The 15,840-nt window shown below is 52.2% G+C and carries 19 protein-coding genes; 13 read left to right on the top strand and 6 right to left on the bottom strand.

Features of this window, described 5'->3' with window-relative positions; translation table 11 throughout:
• Nucleotides 1-123: 123 nt before the first annotated feature.
• The 6 genes from gatZ (at nucleotide 124) to NNO02_RS01885 (ending at nucleotide 5,539) form a co-directional block, all read left to right on the top strand.
• The gene (gatZ, locus tag NNO02_RS01910; protein WP_271440723.1) at nucleotides 124-1,395 is read left to right on the top strand and encodes a tagatose-bisphosphate aldolase subunit GatZ; all 1,272 of its coding nucleotides are present in this window, start codon (nucleotides 124-126) and stop codon (nucleotides 1,393-1,395) included.
• A gap of 14 nt (nucleotides 1,396-1,409) precedes the next feature.
• On the top strand, nucleotides 1,410-1,874 hold the full coding sequence (gene gatA / locus NNO02_RS01905) for a PTS galactitol transporter subunit IIA (RefSeq protein ID WP_271440724.1): 465 nt from the start codon (nucleotides 1,410-1,412) through the stop codon (nucleotides 1,872-1,874).
• A gap of 29 nt (nucleotides 1,875-1,903) precedes the next feature.
• Nucleotides 1,904-2,188 carry a PTS galactitol transporter subunit IIB gene (gene gatB, locus NNO02_RS01900; RefSeq protein ID WP_003828616.1) on the top strand — a complete coding sequence of 95 codons (285 nt, stop codon included), beginning with the start codon at nucleotides 1,904-1,906 and terminating at the stop codon, nucleotides 2,186-2,188.
• Nucleotides 2,189-2,192: 4 nt separating this feature from the next.
• A complete protein-coding gene (locus NNO02_RS01895) occupies nucleotides 2,193-3,566 on the top strand; it encodes a galactitol-specific PTS transporter subunit IIC (RefSeq protein WP_202037659.1) in 1,374 nt (457 codons plus the stop codon).
• Between the two features lie 44 nt (nucleotides 3,567-3,610).
• Entirely contained in the window at nucleotides 3,611-4,654 is a 1,044-nt protein-coding gene (gatD, locus tag NNO02_RS01890; RefSeq protein ID WP_271440726.1) for a galactitol-1-phosphate 5-dehydrogenase, read from the top strand.
• Nucleotides 4,655-4,765: 111 nt separating this feature from the next.
• Nucleotides 4,766-5,539, top strand: a complete 774-nt coding sequence (locus tag NNO02_RS01885) for a DeoR/GlpR family DNA-binding transcription regulator (RefSeq protein WP_048213375.1) — start codon at nucleotides 4,766-4,768, stop codon at nucleotides 5,537-5,539.
• Here NNO02_RS01885 and NNO02_RS01880 read toward each other — a convergent pair.
• Both NNO02_RS01880 and rsmI read right to left on the bottom strand, forming a co-directional pair.
• On the bottom strand, nucleotides 5,536-6,540 hold the full coding sequence (locus tag NNO02_RS01880) for a Fic family protein (RefSeq protein ID WP_271454108.1): 1,005 nt from the start codon (nucleotides 6,538-6,540) through the stop codon (nucleotides 5,536-5,538). The two genes, NNO02_RS01885 and NNO02_RS01880, sit on opposite strands and share 4 nt — an antisense overlap.
• A gap of 2 nt (nucleotides 6,541-6,542) precedes the next feature.
• Nucleotides 6,543-7,406 (bottom strand): 16S rRNA (cytidine(1402)-2'-O)-methyltransferase, encoded by an 864-nt coding sequence (rsmI, locus tag NNO02_RS01875; protein WP_271454107.1) that lies wholly within the window; start codon nucleotides 7,404-7,406, stop codon nucleotides 6,543-6,545.
• Nucleotides 7,407-7,468: 62 nt separating this feature from the next.
• On the opposite strand from rsmI, the gene NNO02_RS01870 reads away from it, so the two are divergent.
• The 4 genes from NNO02_RS01870 to dolP all read left to right on the top strand — a co-directional run bounded on the left by NNO02_RS01870 (nucleotide 7,469) and on the right by dolP (nucleotide 11,116).
• A complete protein-coding gene (locus NNO02_RS01870) occupies nucleotides 7,469-9,520 on the top strand; it encodes a penicillin-binding protein activator (RefSeq protein WP_271454106.1) in 2,052 nt (683 codons plus the stop codon).
• The gene (locus NNO02_RS01865; RefSeq protein ID WP_271440730.1) at nucleotides 9,478-9,879 is read left to right on the top strand and encodes a YraN family protein; all 402 of its coding nucleotides are present in this window, start codon (nucleotides 9,478-9,480) and stop codon (nucleotides 9,877-9,879) included. The genes NNO02_RS01870 and NNO02_RS01865 overlap by 43 nt, the downstream gene beginning before the upstream one ends.
• Before the next feature lie 61 nt (nucleotides 9,880-9,940).
• Nucleotides 9,941-10,531, top strand: coding sequence for a DnaA initiator-associating protein DiaA (diaA, locus tag NNO02_RS01860; RefSeq protein WP_003024948.1), 591 nt, complete (start codon nucleotides 9,941-9,943; stop codon nucleotides 10,529-10,531).
• Nucleotides 10,532-10,540: 9 nt separating this feature from the next.
• Nucleotides 10,541-11,116, top strand: coding sequence for a division/outer membrane stress-associated lipid-binding lipoprotein (gene dolP / locus NNO02_RS01855; protein WP_048213381.1), 576 nt, complete (start codon nucleotides 10,541-10,543; stop codon nucleotides 11,114-11,116).
• Between the two features lie 93 nt (nucleotides 11,117-11,209).
• Here dolP and NNO02_RS01850 read toward each other — a convergent pair whose 3' ends face one another.
• Both NNO02_RS01850 and NNO02_RS01845 read right to left on the bottom strand, forming a co-directional pair.
• Entirely contained in the window at nucleotides 11,210-11,845 is a 636-nt protein-coding gene (locus NNO02_RS01850; protein ID WP_271440731.1) for an NAD(P)H-binding protein, read from the bottom strand.
• A 37-nt stretch (nucleotides 11,846-11,882) separates the two neighbouring features.
• The gene (locus NNO02_RS01845; protein WP_271440732.1) at nucleotides 11,883-12,311 is read right to left on the bottom strand and encodes a YhbP family protein; all 429 of its coding nucleotides are present in this window, start codon (nucleotides 12,309-12,311) and stop codon (nucleotides 11,883-11,885) included.
• Between the two features lie 37 nt (nucleotides 12,312-12,348).
• Between NNO02_RS01845 and NNO02_RS01840 the strand changes: the two genes are divergently transcribed.
• Nucleotides 12,349-12,654, top strand: a complete 306-nt coding sequence (locus NNO02_RS01840) for a GIY-YIG nuclease family protein (RefSeq protein ID WP_271449035.1) — start codon at nucleotides 12,349-12,351, stop codon at nucleotides 12,652-12,654.
• Here the strand turns inward: NNO02_RS01840 and NNO02_RS01835 are convergent.
• Both NNO02_RS01835 and ubiT read right to left on the bottom strand, forming a co-directional pair.
• Nucleotides 12,651-13,154, bottom strand: coding sequence for a GNAT family N-acetyltransferase (locus tag NNO02_RS01835; RefSeq protein WP_137382408.1), 504 nt, complete (start codon nucleotides 13,152-13,154; stop codon nucleotides 12,651-12,653). The genes NNO02_RS01840 and NNO02_RS01835 overlap by 4 nt on opposite strands.
• A complete protein-coding gene (gene ubiT / locus NNO02_RS01830; protein ID WP_271440734.1) occupies nucleotides 13,148-13,672 on the bottom strand; it encodes a ubiquinone anaerobic biosynthesis accessory factor UbiT in 525 nt (174 codons plus the stop codon). Before ubiT ends, NNO02_RS01835 begins: the two co-directional genes overlap by 7 nt.
• A 218-nt stretch (nucleotides 13,673-13,890) precedes the next feature.
• Here ubiT and ubiU point away from each other — a divergent pair, with 218 nt between their 5' ends.
• Together ubiU and NNO02_RS01820 are read left to right on the top strand one after the other, a co-directional pair.
• Complete coding sequence (gene ubiU / locus NNO02_RS01825) at nucleotides 13,891-14,886, top strand: ubiquinone anaerobic biosynthesis protein UbiU (RefSeq protein ID WP_137382410.1); 996 nt, start codon at nucleotides 13,891-13,893, stop codon at nucleotides 14,884-14,886.
• An 8-nt stretch (nucleotides 14,887-14,894) separates the two neighbouring features.
• Nucleotides 14,895-15,773, top strand: coding sequence for a U32 family peptidase (locus NNO02_RS01820; RefSeq protein ID WP_271454105.1), 879 nt, complete (start codon nucleotides 14,895-14,897; stop codon nucleotides 15,771-15,773).
• Nucleotides 15,774-15,840 lie beyond the last annotated feature (67 nt).

Below are 15,840 nucleotides of genomic sequence, written 5' to 3'. Positions count from 1 at the left end.
AATTTGAATTGCACGGGTGCTGACAAAGGTTTGTTTTTAAAGCTGGATCACGAAAGATGCTTTTACCCTTTGCCTTCAATCCAAAAATATTATGAAGATAAACAAAAGATATCGGAGATAGAAGTGAAAGAAATAATCTCTCGTCATAAAGCGGGTGAACATTTGGGAATTTGTTCTGTTTGTTCAGCCCATCCGCTGGTGATTGAATCCGCATTACGTTTTGATCTCAATACAGACAGTAAAGTGCTGATCGAAGCGACATCAAATCAGGTCAATCAGTTTGGCGGCTATACCGGGATGAAGCCTGCCGATTTCCGTGACTTTGTGTATAACATTGCAGAACAAGTCGGTTTCCCTCGTGAAAGACTGATTCTCGGGGGCGATCACCTCGGTCCTAACTGCTGGCAAAATGAACCGGCAGCAGAGGCGATGGCGAAATCCGTAGATTTAATTAAAGCTTATGTCGCCGCAGGATTCAGTAAAATCCATCTTGATGCCTCTATGTCCTGTGCTGACGATCCCACACCGTTGGATCCGATGATTGTCGCCGAGCGCGCCGCTGTACTGTGCCAGGCCGCAGAAGCAACAGCCACTGAAGAACAGAAACGCCAACTAACTTACGTTATAGGGACAGAAGTTCCTGTACCTGGCGGAGAAGCCAGTACTATTGGTACCGTACATGTTACCCGCGAAGAAGATGCTGCCCGTACCCTGGAAACACACCAGGTCGCTTTTCGCGCATTAGGGCTTGAAGACGCATTAACCCGTGTGATCGCCATTGTCGTCCAGCCAGGCGTGGAGTTTGATCACACACAGATCATTCACTATCAACCACAAGCCGCAGAAGCGCTTTCTGCCTGGATCAAAGAGACGCCGATGGTCTACGAGGCGCACTCCACCGATTATCAAACTCGTCAGGCCTATCGTGACCTGGTACGTGACCACTATGCGATTCTGAAAGTAGGTCCCGCGCTGACTTTCGCCCTTCGCGAAGCTATTTTTGCCCTGGCGCAAATGGAAAATGAGCTGATCTCTCCGGAACAACGGAGCCGGGTGCTGGAGGTGATTGATGAAGTCATGCTGAATGAGCCGGACTACTGGAAAAAATACTATCGCCCAACCTGGAGCCAGGCGATGGTCGATATTCACTTCAGCTTGTCTGACCGTATTCGCTACTACTGGCCTCATCCGCGTATTCGTCAAAGCGTGGAAAAGTTAATTGCCAACCTGAACGGTGTGGCATTACCGCTGGGGCTAATTAGCCAGTTTATGCCTGTGCAGTTTGAGCGCCTGTCAGAAGGTACGCTCACGGCTACACCCCATAATCTGATTATCGACAAAATCCAGGACGTTCTGCGTGCCTATCGCTTTGGCTGCGCACCAGTCATCGCCTGAAATCTGGAGAATATATGAGCCAACTCTTTGTCCGAACCGGAATAAACTTTAGCTCGTGTCAGCATGCGCTGGTACACATTGGGGAGGAGATGCTGGCCAAAGGGGTCGTGCATGAAAGCTACCCGCAGGCCTTAATTGAACGTGAAGCCACATTCCCAACCGGGATAGCGCTGGAACGTCACGCCGTTGCGATCCCGCACTGTGAAGCCATTCATGCAAAATCGCCAGCTATCTATCTGATTCGCCCAGAGACGCCTGTCAACTTTCAGCAGGCAGATGATGATGAAGAGATAGCGGTCTCTTTAATTATTGCCTTAATCGTTGAGAACCCGACGGCTCAGCTAAAGCTGTTACGTCGCCTGTTCAGTGAGCTGCAAAACCCGAACACCATTGAAGCATTATTGAATGCGCCAGAGGCTGAACTGGCAATGATCTTTCGGGAAAAAATCCTTGAGCCTGAGTCTTGCGCGCAGGCTTGATAACAAACTGATAATAAAAGGAATACCCTATGAAACGTAAAGTAATTGTGGCGTGTGGCGGTGCTGTAGCAACTTCAACAATGGCAGCAGAAGAAATTAAAGAACTGTGTGAAGCCAACAATATCCAACTCGACCTGGTTCAGTGCCGTGTAACGGAAATCGAAACCTATATGGATGGTGCAGATCTTATCTGTACTACCGCCCGTGTTGACCGTACTTTTGGCGATATACCTGTGGTCCACGGCATGCCTTTTGTTTCAGGCGTGGGTATCGAAGCATTGCAGCAAAAAATACTGACTATCCTCGTGGGGTGACGCCATGTTTAGCGAAATAATGCGTTATATCCTCGACTTAGGTCCGACGGTCATGCTGCCGCTCGTGATCATCATCTTCTCAAAACTATTGGGGATGAAGCTCGGGGATTGTTTTAAATCCGGTCTGCATATTGGGATTGGCTTCGTCGGTATCGGCCTGGTTATTGGCCTGATGCTGGATTCTATCGGGCCTGCCGCAAAAGCAATGGCGGAGCAGTTTCAAATCAATCTGCATGTCATTGATGTTGGCTGGCCGGGTTCATCACCGATGACATGGGCATCACAGATCGCCTTGATTGCTATCCCTGTCGCCATTGGGGTCAATATCCTGATGCTGGTCACCCGAATGACCCGGGTCGTCAATGTCGATATCTGGAACATCTGGCATATGACGTTCACTGGCGCAATGTTACATCTGGCGACGGGCTCATACTGGTTGGGCATACTGGGCGTTGTCGTTCACGCCGCATTTGTCTACAAACTTGGCGACTGGTTTGCGAAAGACACGCGCGACTTTTTCGGTCTCGAAGGTATTGCCATCCCACACGGCTCATCAGCCTATCTGGGGCCAATAGCGGTATTGGTTGATACGATCATTGAAAAAATCCCAGGCCTTAATCGCATTCATTTCAGTGCTGATGATGTACAGAAACGCTTCGGTCCTTTTGGTGAGCCAGTCACCGTCGGTTTTGTTATGGGCTTAGTGATCGGCTTGTTAGCCGGGTATGACATCAAAGCAGTATTGCAACTGGCGGTAAAAACGGCTGCCGTTATGCTGCTCATGCCACGCGTCATTAAACCGATTATGGATGGCTTAACACCTATTGCAAAGCATGCCCGTAAACGTCTGCAGGCGAAATTTGGCGGTCAGGAGTTCTTAATTGGTCTTGATCCCGCATTGCTGCTCGGCCATACATCGGTGGTTTCCGCCAGCCTGATCTTTATTCCGCTGACCATTCTGATTGCCGTCCTGGTTCCAGGTAATCAGGTTCTGCCCTTCGGTGATCTTGCTACTATTGGGTTCTTCGTAGCAATGGCGGTAGCCGTTCATCAGGGGAACCTGTTCCGCACGCTGATCTCTGGTGTCATCATCATGGGCATCACCTTGTGGATCGCCACCCAGACTATCGGCTTACACACCCAGCTTGCCGCCAACGCCGGGGCACTGAAAGCAGGTGGAATGGTCGCCTCTCTGGACCAGGGGGGTTCGCCGATCACCTGGTTACTGATTCAGCTCTTTACCTGGCAAAACGTCGTGGCGTTTGCCGTGATTGCCGTCATTTACTTCGCCGGTGTGCTATTGACCTGGCGCCGGGCACGTAATTTCGTCGCCGCCGAAAAAGCAGCCGCTATCTCAGAAAGCCAGCCCACATCTTAACTTCTGGGGAGCATTTGCTCCCCTTCACATTTCTGGAGACTCTTATGAAATCAGTGGTTATTCACGCTGAGGGAGACGTACGCGTTGAAGAACGTCCCATGCCCCAACTGCAAGCCGATAACGATGTATTGGTCAGGGTGGTTAGTTCAGGGCTTTGCGGTTCTGATATCCCGCGTATTTTTTCTCATGGTGCGCATTACTACCCAATAACGCTGGGTCATGAATTTAGCGGTTATGTTGAATCCTACGGCACCGGTGTGACTGATATGCAACCTGGCGACGCCGTTGCCTGTGTGCCGCTACTCCCCTGCTTCCACTGCCCTCAGTGTGAACGTGGTTACTTTTCGTTATGTAAGCAATATCAGTTTGTCGGTTCGCGTAGCGAAGGGGGCAATGCGGAATATGTGGTCGTAAAACGCGCCAATCTGTTCCGACTGCCATCAGATATGCCGATTGATGACGGGGCATTCATCGAACCCATTACCGTCGGTTTGCATGCCTTCCACCTGGCTCAGGGCTGCGAAGGTAAAAACGTGATTATCGTTGGCGCAGGGACTATCGGTTTGCTGGCGATGCAATGTGCCCGCGAACTCGGTGCAAAAAGTGTCACGGCAATTGATATCAACCCACAAAAATTGACGTTAGCGAAAGAGTTGGGAGCCACTCACGTATTTAATAGCCGGGAGATGAGTGCGGCGGAAATCTATTCCGCACTGGCAGATATGCAGTTCGATCAGTTGGTACTGGAGACAGCAGGAACACCACAAACCGTAGCCCTGTCTGTAGAAATTGCAGGCCCTCGCGCACAGGTGGCGTTAGTGGGTACATTGCACCAGGACCTGACGCTGACTTCCAGTGTATTTGGCCAAATACTGCGTAAGGAATTAACGATTCTCGGCAGTTGGATGAACTACTCCAGCCCATGGCCAGGAGAGGAGTGGGAAACCGCTGCACGCTTGCTGACCGAAAAACGTTTGCAACTGGAGCCGTTAATTGCCCATAGCGGCGACGCGGACAGTTTTGCCAAAGCGGTAACATCACTCAATGGCGCACCGATGCAGGGAAAAATTCTGCTCAAATTTGCCTGACCTCACGAGCCAGCAACCTGCGCTGGCTCACATTTCCTTTCGAAATTTAGCGTTCACCTTTCGCAATCCTTCGATTAAACTAGTGATAGTTAAATTATCAGGTAAATCAATATGAATTCATTTGAGAGAAGGAACAAAATTGTCGACCTGATTAATACGCAAGGCAGCGTACTGGTAATGGACCTTTCGAATACCTTTGGTATTTCTGAAGTGACCATTCGCGCTGACCTGCGGTTATTAGAGGAGAAAGGTCTTGTCACCCGTTTTCACGGCGGAGCGGCAAAACCGGGAAGCCACCTGGCTGAAGGCGACAATCAGGAAGTGATATTGGAAGAGCGGTATCAACTTGCCAGCGATCCGAAAAAAAGGATCGCCCAAGCCGCGACCGCAATGGTCGAAGAAGGTATGACCGTCATTCTGGATAGTGGAAGCACCACCTTGCTTATCGCGGAGGCGTTAAACCGAAAAAGTAATATCACCGTTATTACCAATAGCCTACCCGCCGCATTCACGTTGTCGGAAAACAAAGACATTACGCTGGTCGTCTGCGGTGGAACAGTACGCCATAAAACCCATTCGATGCATGGCACCATAGCAGAGCGTTCTCTACAAGGGATCAGTGCTGACCTGATGTTCGTTGGTGCCGATGGGATTGATGCCACTAATGGTATTACGACATTTAACGAAGGCTACTCCATTAGTAGCGTCATGGCAGCTGCCGCACATAAGGTCATCGCTGTGCTGGACGCGACAAAGTTCAATCGCCGTGGCTTTAATCAGGTACTGCCGATGGAGAAGATTAATTGCGTGATAACCGACGATAGCATCAGCAAGCAGGACAAATCAGCGCTCGCTAAAACAGGCGTTGAGTTACTGATCGTTTAGTTTTTTACCCGCCACATCCCGCCTTTCTTCGCGCCAACGCGTTGCAACTTTCCTTTTTGCTGCAACGCTTTCAGATAGCGCTCTACGGTACGGGATGAGATTTCACACTCATCAGCGATACTTTTGGCAGATCTGCCCGGCTGATTCGACAAGATTTGCAGAATACGTTTTTCTATATCCAGTAAATCAGGCGACATTTCTTCCGACATTTCTTCCGACATTTCTTCCGACATCGTCGGTGCTTGCCCTAATCCCTCTTTCAAAGCAGAGATGATATTTCCCAAAATAAATTCTATGAATGGCGTACAACTACTTTGCCGATCGCATTGCCCTAATACATGATAATACCGATCCTGCTGGTAATGGATCAGCGTTTCTACCGGCAGCCAGGCCAATTCGGCGCGCCACTCCCGCAGAATTAATGTTTGCCACAACCGCCCCATTCGCCCATTACCATCAGAAAAAGGATGAATAAATTCAAATTCATAGTGGAAAACAGCCCCAGCAATAAGCGGGTGGTGTTCTGTCGTTTTTAACCAACCCTGCAAGTCATTAACCAAGCGCGGAACTTGTGAGGCAGGAGGGGCCATACGGATAAGTTGTTTTTCCCTGTAGACACCGACATTCCCAGAACGCAATTGGCCAGGATTATCGACCAGCCCTAACATCAGGACCTGATGGGCCTGAAGGAGATCGGATAACCGTTCACTTTTCCACTCCGACATTTTTTCATAGGCCAGAATGGCATTTCTGACTTCCTGTATATCTTTAGCTGGCGCCAGAATTCGCTTACCTTCCATCAGAGCGGTGACCTGCTCTGTCGTCAGCGAATTATGTTCAATAGCCAAAGAAGCCTGGATTGTACGAATGCGATTCTCTTTGCGTAAAAGAGGAGATGTTCTACCCGCCATCGCCGCCCAATGCCCCATAAGCTCACCGATCTCAATCACCTGATTGAGTATCAATGGAGTGACAACGAATGGAGGCTGATATCCACCCACTTTTACTCTCCCTGCTGGTCCAGCGCATACTTATACAGCGCATTCTTTTTCACGCCGTGGATTTCTGCGGCCAGCGCAGCAGCCTTTTTCAGCGGCAATTCTGCCTGTAATAAGGCCAGCGTACGCAGCGCATCAGCCGGAAGGTCGTCTTCTTGTGCTTTATGCCCTTCGACAATCAACACCATTTCACCTTTACGGCGATTTTCGTCTTCTTTGACCCACGCCAGCAACTCACCCACTGGCGCACCATGAATGGTTTCCCAGGTTTTGGTCAGTTCACGCGCCAGCACGACATAACGAGATTCGCCCCAGACCGCTACCATATCTTCCAGGCTGTCCAGCAAGCGGTGAGTGGATTCATAAAAAATAAGCGTACGTGGTTCTGCTTCGATGGCTTTCATCGCATCACGACGCCCTTTAGATTTGGCTGGCAGGAAACCTTCATAGCAAAAACGATCTGATGGCAGACCGGCAGCACTCAGTGCGGCAATCGCCGCGCACGGGCCAGGCAGTGGCACCACGCGGATGCCTGCTTCGCGACAGGTGCGCACCAGATGGTAGCCCGGATCGTTAATCAACGGTGTTCCGGCATCGGAAACCAGCGCGATGTTTTGCCCCTCTTTGAGCTTTGCCACCAGCGTCTCGGCTTTTTGCTGCTCATTATGGTCATGCAACGCAAACAAACGTGCGTTTATCGCGAAGTGTTGCAACAACAATCCTGTATGGCGGGTATCTTCAGCGGCAATTAAATCAACGGCTTGTAAAACTTCGAGCGCTCGTTGGGTAATATCAGCCAAATTTCCGATAGGAGTAGGTACAATAAAGAGTTGGCCTTGAGAATTATCCGCCGATTCGTGTTGTTTCATTGTGTCGTCCGTATTGCCGATTTAATATTGAGCATTGCGTAAAAAATATCACTGGATACAGTATGGTACCCTCAACATTTTCTCGTTTGAAAGCTGCACGCGCGCTGCCTGTCATTCTGGCAGCATTGATTTTCGCAGGCTGTGGCACCCAGGCGCCAGACCAGAGTGCTGCCCATATGCAGGGCACAGCGCAGGCTGATTCCGGCTTTTATCTGCAGCAAATGCAGCAAAGCTCAGATGATAGCAAGACCAACTGGCAATTACTCGCCATTCGTGCACTGCTGAAAGAAGGCAAGAGCCAGCAGGCGGTCGAATTGTTCAACCAGTTGCCGCAGCAACTGAACGATACCCAACGTCTTGAACAGTCACTGCTGGCTGTTGAAATCAAACTTGCGCAGAAAGATATCGCTGGCGCACAGGCTCTACTGGGCCAGTTAAAACCAGCCGATTTCTCGCAAAACCAGCAAGCACGTTACTGGCAGGCGCAAATTGACGCCAACCAGGGACGCCCGTCGCTCACGCTGCTACGCGCGCTGATCGCTCAGGAACCGCTGTTGGCCGCCAACGATAAGCAGAAAAATATTGATGCAACCTGGCAGGCCCTGTCGTCAATGACGCCAGAACAAGCGCAAACGCTGGTCATCAACGCTGATGAAAACGTTCTACAAGGCTGGCTGGATCTCCAGCGCGTCTGGTTCGATAACCGTAACGATCCAAACATGATGAAAGCGGGTATTGCCGACTGGCAAAAACGTTACCCGCAAAATCCTGGGGCGAAACTGTTGCCTACGCAGCTCGTCAACGTCCAGAGCTTTAAGCCCGCCTCCACCAGCAAAATTGCCCTGCTACTGCCTCTGAATGGCCAGGCCGCTGTTTTTGGGCGAACCATTCAGCAGGGCTTTGAAGCGGCAAAAAATATGGGTACTCAACCGGTCTCTGCACCTGTTGCCGCCGCACCTGCAGCTAACACTGGTGCTGATGCAACAACGGCACAACCACAGACGACTGACGGCGTCGCCAGTCCCGCTCAGGCTTCTGTCAGCGATCTGACCAACGATACGCCAGCACAACCAGAAGCTGCAGCTGTGCAGCCAACCGCGCCTGCACAGCCAGCGACCGCCAGCGCGCCGGCGAATCCGTCCGCAGAGCTGAAAATCTACGACACGTCATCACAGCCGCTGAATCAGATCCTGGCTCAGGTACAGCAGGATGGCGCCAGCATCGTTGTCGGCCCGCTGTTGAAGAACAATGTCGAAGAGCTGATGAAAAGCAATACACCGCTCAACGTACTGGCGCTAAACCAGCCAGAGTCGGTGAAGAATCTGGCGAATGTTTGTTACTTTGCCCTGTCGCCAGAAGATGAAGCACGCGATGCCGCACGCCACATTCATGAACAAGGCAAGCAAGCACCACTGCTGTTAATCCCGCGTAGCGCGTTAGGCGATCGTGTCGCCAATGCCTTTGCTCAGGAATGGCAAAAACTGGGTGGCGGCACGGTGCTGCAGCAGAAGTTCGGCTCTACCGCTGAGCTGAAAATGGGTGTCAACGGCGGCGCGGGTATTTCCCTGACGGGCAGCCCGGTAGCCTCTTCTGTACCTGCGCAGCCTGGCGTGACGATTGGCGGTCTGACGATTCCGGCAGCGCCCACCGATGCCCAAATCACTGGCGGCAGCGGTCGTGTTGATGCCGTGTATATTCTGGCAACGCCGGAAGAAATTGCGTTTATTAAACCGATGATCGCCATGCGTAACGGCAGCCAGAGCGGTGCGACGCTGTACGCCAGCTCCCGCAGCGCGCAGGGTACAGCTGGTCCTGATTTCCGTCTGGAGATGGAAGGTCTGCAGTACAGCGAAATTCCCATGCTGGCGGGCGGCAACGAGCCACTCATGCAGCAAGCGCTGAGTGCAGTACGCAATGACTACTCGCTTGCGCGCATGTATGCAATGGGTGTTGATGCCTGGTCGCTCGCTAATCATTTCTCGCAAATGCGTCAGGTGCAGGGTTTCGAAATTAACGGCAACACCGGCGCGTTGACCGCAACGCAGGATTGCGTGATTAACAGGAAGTTATCATGGCTCAAATACCAGCAAGGACAGGTCGTCCCCGCCAGTTAACGAGCAAACAGACCGGTGATTCGTGGGAAACGACTGCGCGTCACTGGCTGGAAAGCAAAGGACTGCGTTTTCTCGCCGCCAACGTACGTGAACGTGGCGGCGAAATCGACCTGATAATGCGTGAAGGCAGGACCACCGTCTTTGTCGAGGTCCGCTACCGGCGGTCCGCCCAATTTGGCGGCGCGGCGGCGAGTGTGACCCGGAGCAAACAACACAAATTATTACAGACCGCCCGCTTGTGGCTTGCGCGCCACAATGGGAGTTTTGATACTGTGGATTGCCGGTTCGATGTGTTAGCCTTCACCGGAAATGATGTTGAGTGGTTTAAGAACGCGTTCAACGACCGCTCATATAGTTGAATCAGAACCTGCCCATCAGGCAAATAAAATAACCTGACGTGCCTGGTACTTAAGGATTAGCGTGTTAGACAGAATCAAAGTCTGCTTTACAGAAAGCATTCAAACTCAGATAGCTGCGGCTGAAGCACTCCCGGATGCGATCTCCCGTGCAGCCATGACGCTGGTTCAGTCCCTGCTCAATGGCAACAAAATTCTCTGTTGTGGTAATGGGACGTCCGCTGCCAACGCACAGCATTTTGCTGCCAGCATGATCAACCGTTTTGAAACAGAGCGACCCAGTTTACCTGCGATTGCACTAAATACTGATAATGTGGTCTTAACTGCGATTGCCAACGATCGCCTGCACGACGAAGTTTATGCAAAACAAGTCCGTGCGCTGGGACATGCAGGTGATGTTCTGTTGGCAATTTCTACGCGTGGTAATAGCCGCGATATCGTAAAAGCCGTTGAAGCAGCCGTTACGCGCGACATGACGATCGTTGCGTTGACCGGTTATGACGGAGGGGAACTGGCCGGATTGTTGGGGCCACAGGACGTTGAAATCCGCATCCCTTCACACCACAGCGCCCGCGTTCAGGAAATGCATATGCTGACGGTCAATTGCCTTTGCGATCTCATTGATAACACGCTTTTCCCTCACCAGGATGATTAAGGAGTACACATGAAGGCATTTTCGCCGCTCGCCGTCGTTCTCTCAGCGTTGCTGTTGCAAGGCTGTGTAGCTGCCGCCGTTGTCGGAACAGCAGCTGTCGGGACGAAAGCAGCAACGGATCCTCGCAGTGTCGGCACCCAGGTAGATGATGGGACCCTGGAATTACGCGTCAATACGGCGTTGTCGAAAGATGCCCAGATAAAGAAAGAAGCACGCATCAACGTGAGCGCATATCAGGGTAAAGTCCTGCTGGTCGGCCAGTCGCCGAACAGCGAACTTTCTGCACGAGCAAAACAAATTGCGATGGGTGTAGAGGGCACAACGGAGGTCTTTAATGAGATCCGTCAGGGCCAACCTATCGGCCTGGGCGATGCGTCCAACGATACCTGGATCACCACCAAAGTGCGCTCTCAGCTCCTGACCAGCGATCAGGTGAAATCCTCCAACGTGAAAGTGACGACCGAAAATGGGGAAGTATTCCTGCTGGGCCTGGTCACTGAACGCGAAGCGAAGGCTGCGGCGGATATCGCCAGCCGGGTAAGCGGCGTGAAACGCGTCACTACCGCCTTTACCTTTATTAAGTAATACAGATGCCGGATAGCGACGCATAGGCGTCTTATCCGGCCTACAGGACGTAATCGTTTGTAGGTCGGATAAGCTCAGCCGACATCCGGCATGTTATTTCGCCCTTTCGCGTAGCTCGGAAGAGGTCAGGATCGAAACCCCTTCATGTTCAGGTGCCAGCGCTTCCATCAGCATGGCTTGCGCGACATCACGTGCCTTAATCGATTTCCAGTTTCCTGGCAGCAACCGGAACAACGGTGCCAAAAACATTTCATTTGCGCGTTGCTTCTCCCGTTCCCCCAGCAACATCGAAGGCCGGACAATCGTTAGCCGTGGCCATTTCTGAGCGATCAGCGCCTGCTCCATTTCCCCTTTCACCCGGTTATAAAAAAATGGCGAATGTGCATTGGCTCCCATCGAACTCACCACCAGCATATGCTGGGCACCAAGCCGGCGGCCCGTCAGAGCGGTGTCCACCACCAGCGTATAATCCGCGTGGATAAACGCCTCTTTGCTACCCGCTTCACGTCGGGTCGTACCCAGGCAGCAAAACACAATATCGACCGGGTCAGTAACTTGCGCCAGCGCATCGCTTAACTGTGGATCGTGAGGATTGTAGACCCCGACCGTATCTGCCAATGGTCGTCGTGTCGGTGCGGTGATAGCGTGGATTCGGGGTTCATTCAGCAACATCCGCAGCAAATTTCCGCCCACCAGCCCTGTGGCACCTGTTATTAACACCTGGCTCATTGCTTTTCCATCCCCGCATCCTCAATCGATCTTCTAACTATAGATCACGCAGCCAGAGCATCTTCTTGCCAAAGCCCAGCGTATTGTCAGTGAACTTGATTTCATCCAGCCGAATCTCCCACACGGGCGCTGACAGCATCCTGGCGACAGGGAAACGATGGTTATACGCTTTACGCGCAGCTTCGCTCTCTTCTCCCTCCAGGCGGCGGATTTCCCCTTTAAACTGAACGCCGCGAATCAACGCGACCGTTTTAGGCTGACCGTTTACCGTTCCGGCGACGCACGCACGCGGGCCAGACATCTGTGCATGGCGGGTCTTCTCTTCGGTGAGCACATAGAACGCAACCTTTTGCGCATCAAACAGATAAAACGCATTGGCGCACCACAATTCACCGTCATGGTGTACACACCAGGTCACGACGTGCTGCTTTGCCAACCAACGAGTCACCGCAGTCAGTGTTTCCATTTCTGTTCTCTTTTATACTGTAGGACTGAAAATTATCATGTCGATGGTAACAATGACACCCTGGTATCTGTATCTGATCCGTACCGCAGACAATGCCCTGTACACCGGAATAACCACCGATGTACAACGCCGCTATCAGCAGCATCAGAGCGGAAAAGGTGCGAAAGCGTTACGCGGGAAGGGAGAGCTCACTCTGGCATTTGCGGCGCAAGTCGGCGATCGCTCGCTGGCCCTGCGCATAGAGTATCGGGTCAAGCAGCTTACAAAACGCCAGAAAGAGCGCCTTGTGGAAGGTGAAGGGTTTGCGACTCTGCTGAGCAGTCTGCAAACCCCCGACACTTAAAAGCGATTAAAATGGTCGTGATATTCCACCAAGCCAGATACGCCCTCCAGCGCATCTTCCGCCAGGCGATGCACCTGGAATGCACTTTCTGTACCCGGCCAGCGGCAGCGCAGGTCATGATGGGCCGCCAGTTCGAAGCCCAGGCGACTGTACAATGCCGGATCGCCCAGGGTGACCACCGCGGCGTAGCCAAACTCGTTAAGAGAATCCAGCCCTTCATAAACCAGCTGACGCGCCAGGCCTTGCCCACGGTAATTTTCATCTACCGCTAACGGTGCCATGCCGACCCACTGCAGATCTTCACCCTGCACATCAACAGGGCTGAATGCGACGTAGCCCACTACCTGACCTTCATCATCGGTAGCAACCAGACCCAACGTTAAGAAACCGTCTTCGCGCAGGTCGTGCACTAACTTCGCTTCCGCATCGCTTTCAAATGAACGACGCAGCAGCGCATCAATACCTGGGGCATCAATGGGTATTTCAACTCGAATCAGCATGCTTCACCTACCGAGGTCTGTTTGGTTTCTGGCGACGTTTTCATACCCGCCTCAACAAAATCCGCCAACTGCAGCAGCATGACACGTAACGCTTTCGGCATCTGCTCCAGTTCGATGGCGTCCATCAGATTTTTAACATACAGCCCTAATTCTGTATCGCCTTCGATCACCAGGCGACGCTGGAAGAAAAGCGTATCTGGATCCTGCTTACGCGCCACGATCATCAGGAGATCGCTGGCATCGGCACTAAAACTCACATCAGCATCTGCGCTCTCACTGACGATAAGCTTGTCGTTCTCTACTGAGGTATACCATCTGAGACCAATATCGCGCACATGAATGCTCAGCCAGCGGCCGTTGAGAAACTCCAGCTCCCCATCGGCCAGCGCCTGACTAAACTGCCAGCTCAGGACCTGTTCCAGAACCTGGCGCTTCAGCGCAAAGGGCGTCAGTTTAACCGGTACACTCATCAGAGAAGGACCTAAATGTACTAAGCGTGAACGCAGTTTATCCAACACGAGCTTTACTCCCTGTTTCAATAGTCCTGCTATTTTGCCATATCAAATAAACGACATAGCGGCATAAATCAACAATTCGATGCGAAATTGTTACCTCTTTATTGGTGTCACCAATACGACTTTAACTGCCTCAAATCAAAAATTGTCTCAGCAAGGTTAACTAAAATCCCTCTTCGTTAACATTTTTGCGTCCTCAGGCGCAACTTTCAGGATAAATTATGGAGCTGCTCTGCCCTGCCGGAAATCTCCCGGCGCTTAAGGCGGCCATCGAGAACGGCGCTGATGCTGTCTACATCGGGCTGAAAGATGATACCAACGCCCGTCATTTCGCCGGCCTTAATTTTACCGAGAAAAAATTGCAGGAAGCGGTGAGTTTCGTTCATCAACATCGCCGTAAGCTGCACATTGCGATTAACACTTTTGCCCATCCGGATGGGTATGTACGCTGGCAACGTGCCGTGGATATGGCGGCACAACTGGGTGCGGATGCCCTGATCCTCGCCGATCTCGCCATGCTTGAGTATGCCGCAGAGCGCTATCCCCATATTGAGCGCCATGTCTCCGTTCAGGCATCTGCGACTAACGAAGAGGCAATTAATTTCTACCATCGCAACTTTGACGTTGCGCGGGTCGTACTGCCACGTGTGCTGTCGATTCATCAGGTGAAGCAATTAGCCCGCGTCACCCCAGTTCCGTTAGAGGTATTTGCCTTCGGTAGTCTGTGCATTATGGCAGAAGGTCGTTGCTACTTATCTTCTTATCTGACAGGGGAATCGCCAAACACGGTGGGTGCCTGCTCCCCTGCTCGCTTTGTGCGCTGGCAACAGACCCCGCAGGGACTGGAGTCACGCTTAAACGAAGTACTGATCGACCGCTATCAGGACGGCGAAAACGCAGGTTACCCAACGCTGTGTAAAGGCCGCTATCTGGTCGATGGTGAACGCTACCATGCACTGGAAGAGCCAACCAGTCTGAACACACTGGAGCTGCTGCCCGACTTACTGGCCGCCAATATTGCGTCGGTCAAAATAGAGGGCCGTCAACGTAGCCCGGCCTATGTCAGCCAGGTCGCAAAAGTATGGCGTCAGGCGATCGACCGCTGCAAAGCCTCCCCGCAGAACTTCGTTCCACAGCCTGAATGGATGGAAACACTGGGCTCCATGTCCGAAGGCACGCAGACCACGCTTGGTGCGTATCACCGTAAATGGCAGTGAGAAAAGCAATGAAATATTCCTTAGGGCCCGTGCTTTACTACTGGCCGAAAGAGACGCTGGAAGATTTTTATCAGCAGGCCGCAACCAGCCAGGCCGACGTTATCTATCTGGGTGAAGCCGTGTGCAGCAAGCGCCGTGCTACGAAAGTGGGTGACTGGATCGATATGGCGAAATCACTCGCCGGCAGCGGCAAACAGGTGGTGCTCTCTACACTGGCGCTGGTGCAGGCCTCCTCTGAACTGGGAGAACTGAAGCGCTATGTGGAAAACGGCGACTTCCTGGTGGAAGCCAGCGACCTCGGTGTGGTTAACATGTGCGCCGAGCGCAAACTACCGTTTGTCGCAGGACATGCGCTCAACTGCTACAACGCGGTCACGCTGCGTATGCTGCTTAAACAGGGCATGGTGCGCTGGTGTATGCCTGTTGAACTGTCCCGTGACTGGTTGGTAAATCTGCTCAATCAGTGCGAGGAACTGGGTATTCGCAATCAGTTTGAAACCGAAGTCCTCAGCTACGGGCATCTGCCGCTGGCGTACTCTGCCCGCTGCTTTACCGCGCGTTCCGAAGATCGGCCAAAAGACGAATGTGAAACCTGCTGCATCAAATACCCCAACGGACGTGATGTTCTGTCGCAGGAAAATCAGCAGGTATTTGTCCTCAATGGGATCCAGACCATGAGCGGCTATGTCTACAATCTCGGCAACGAGCTAACATCAATGCAGGGGCTGGTTGATATTGTTCGTCTATCACCGTTGGGGACGGAAACAATCGCGGTGCTTGATGCTTTCCGCGCGAATGAAAACGGCAACGCCCCATTACCGCTTGCCGCCCACAGCGACTGCAACGGTTACTGGAAGCGACTGGCAGGTCTGGAGCTGCAGGCCTAGCCGGATGGCGGCAAAAGTGCCTTATCCGGCCTACAAAATAGTGCTCCCGTAGGTCCGATAAGCGCAG

Origin of the sequence: Citrobacter sp. Awk 2 (assembly GCF_028069815.1) — a bacterium.
GTDB lineage: Bacteria > Pseudomonadota > Gammaproteobacteria > Enterobacterales > Enterobacteriaceae > Citrobacter.
Note: the sequence above shows the minus strand (reverse complement) of the source record. Positions and strands in the feature narration are given on the sequence as shown.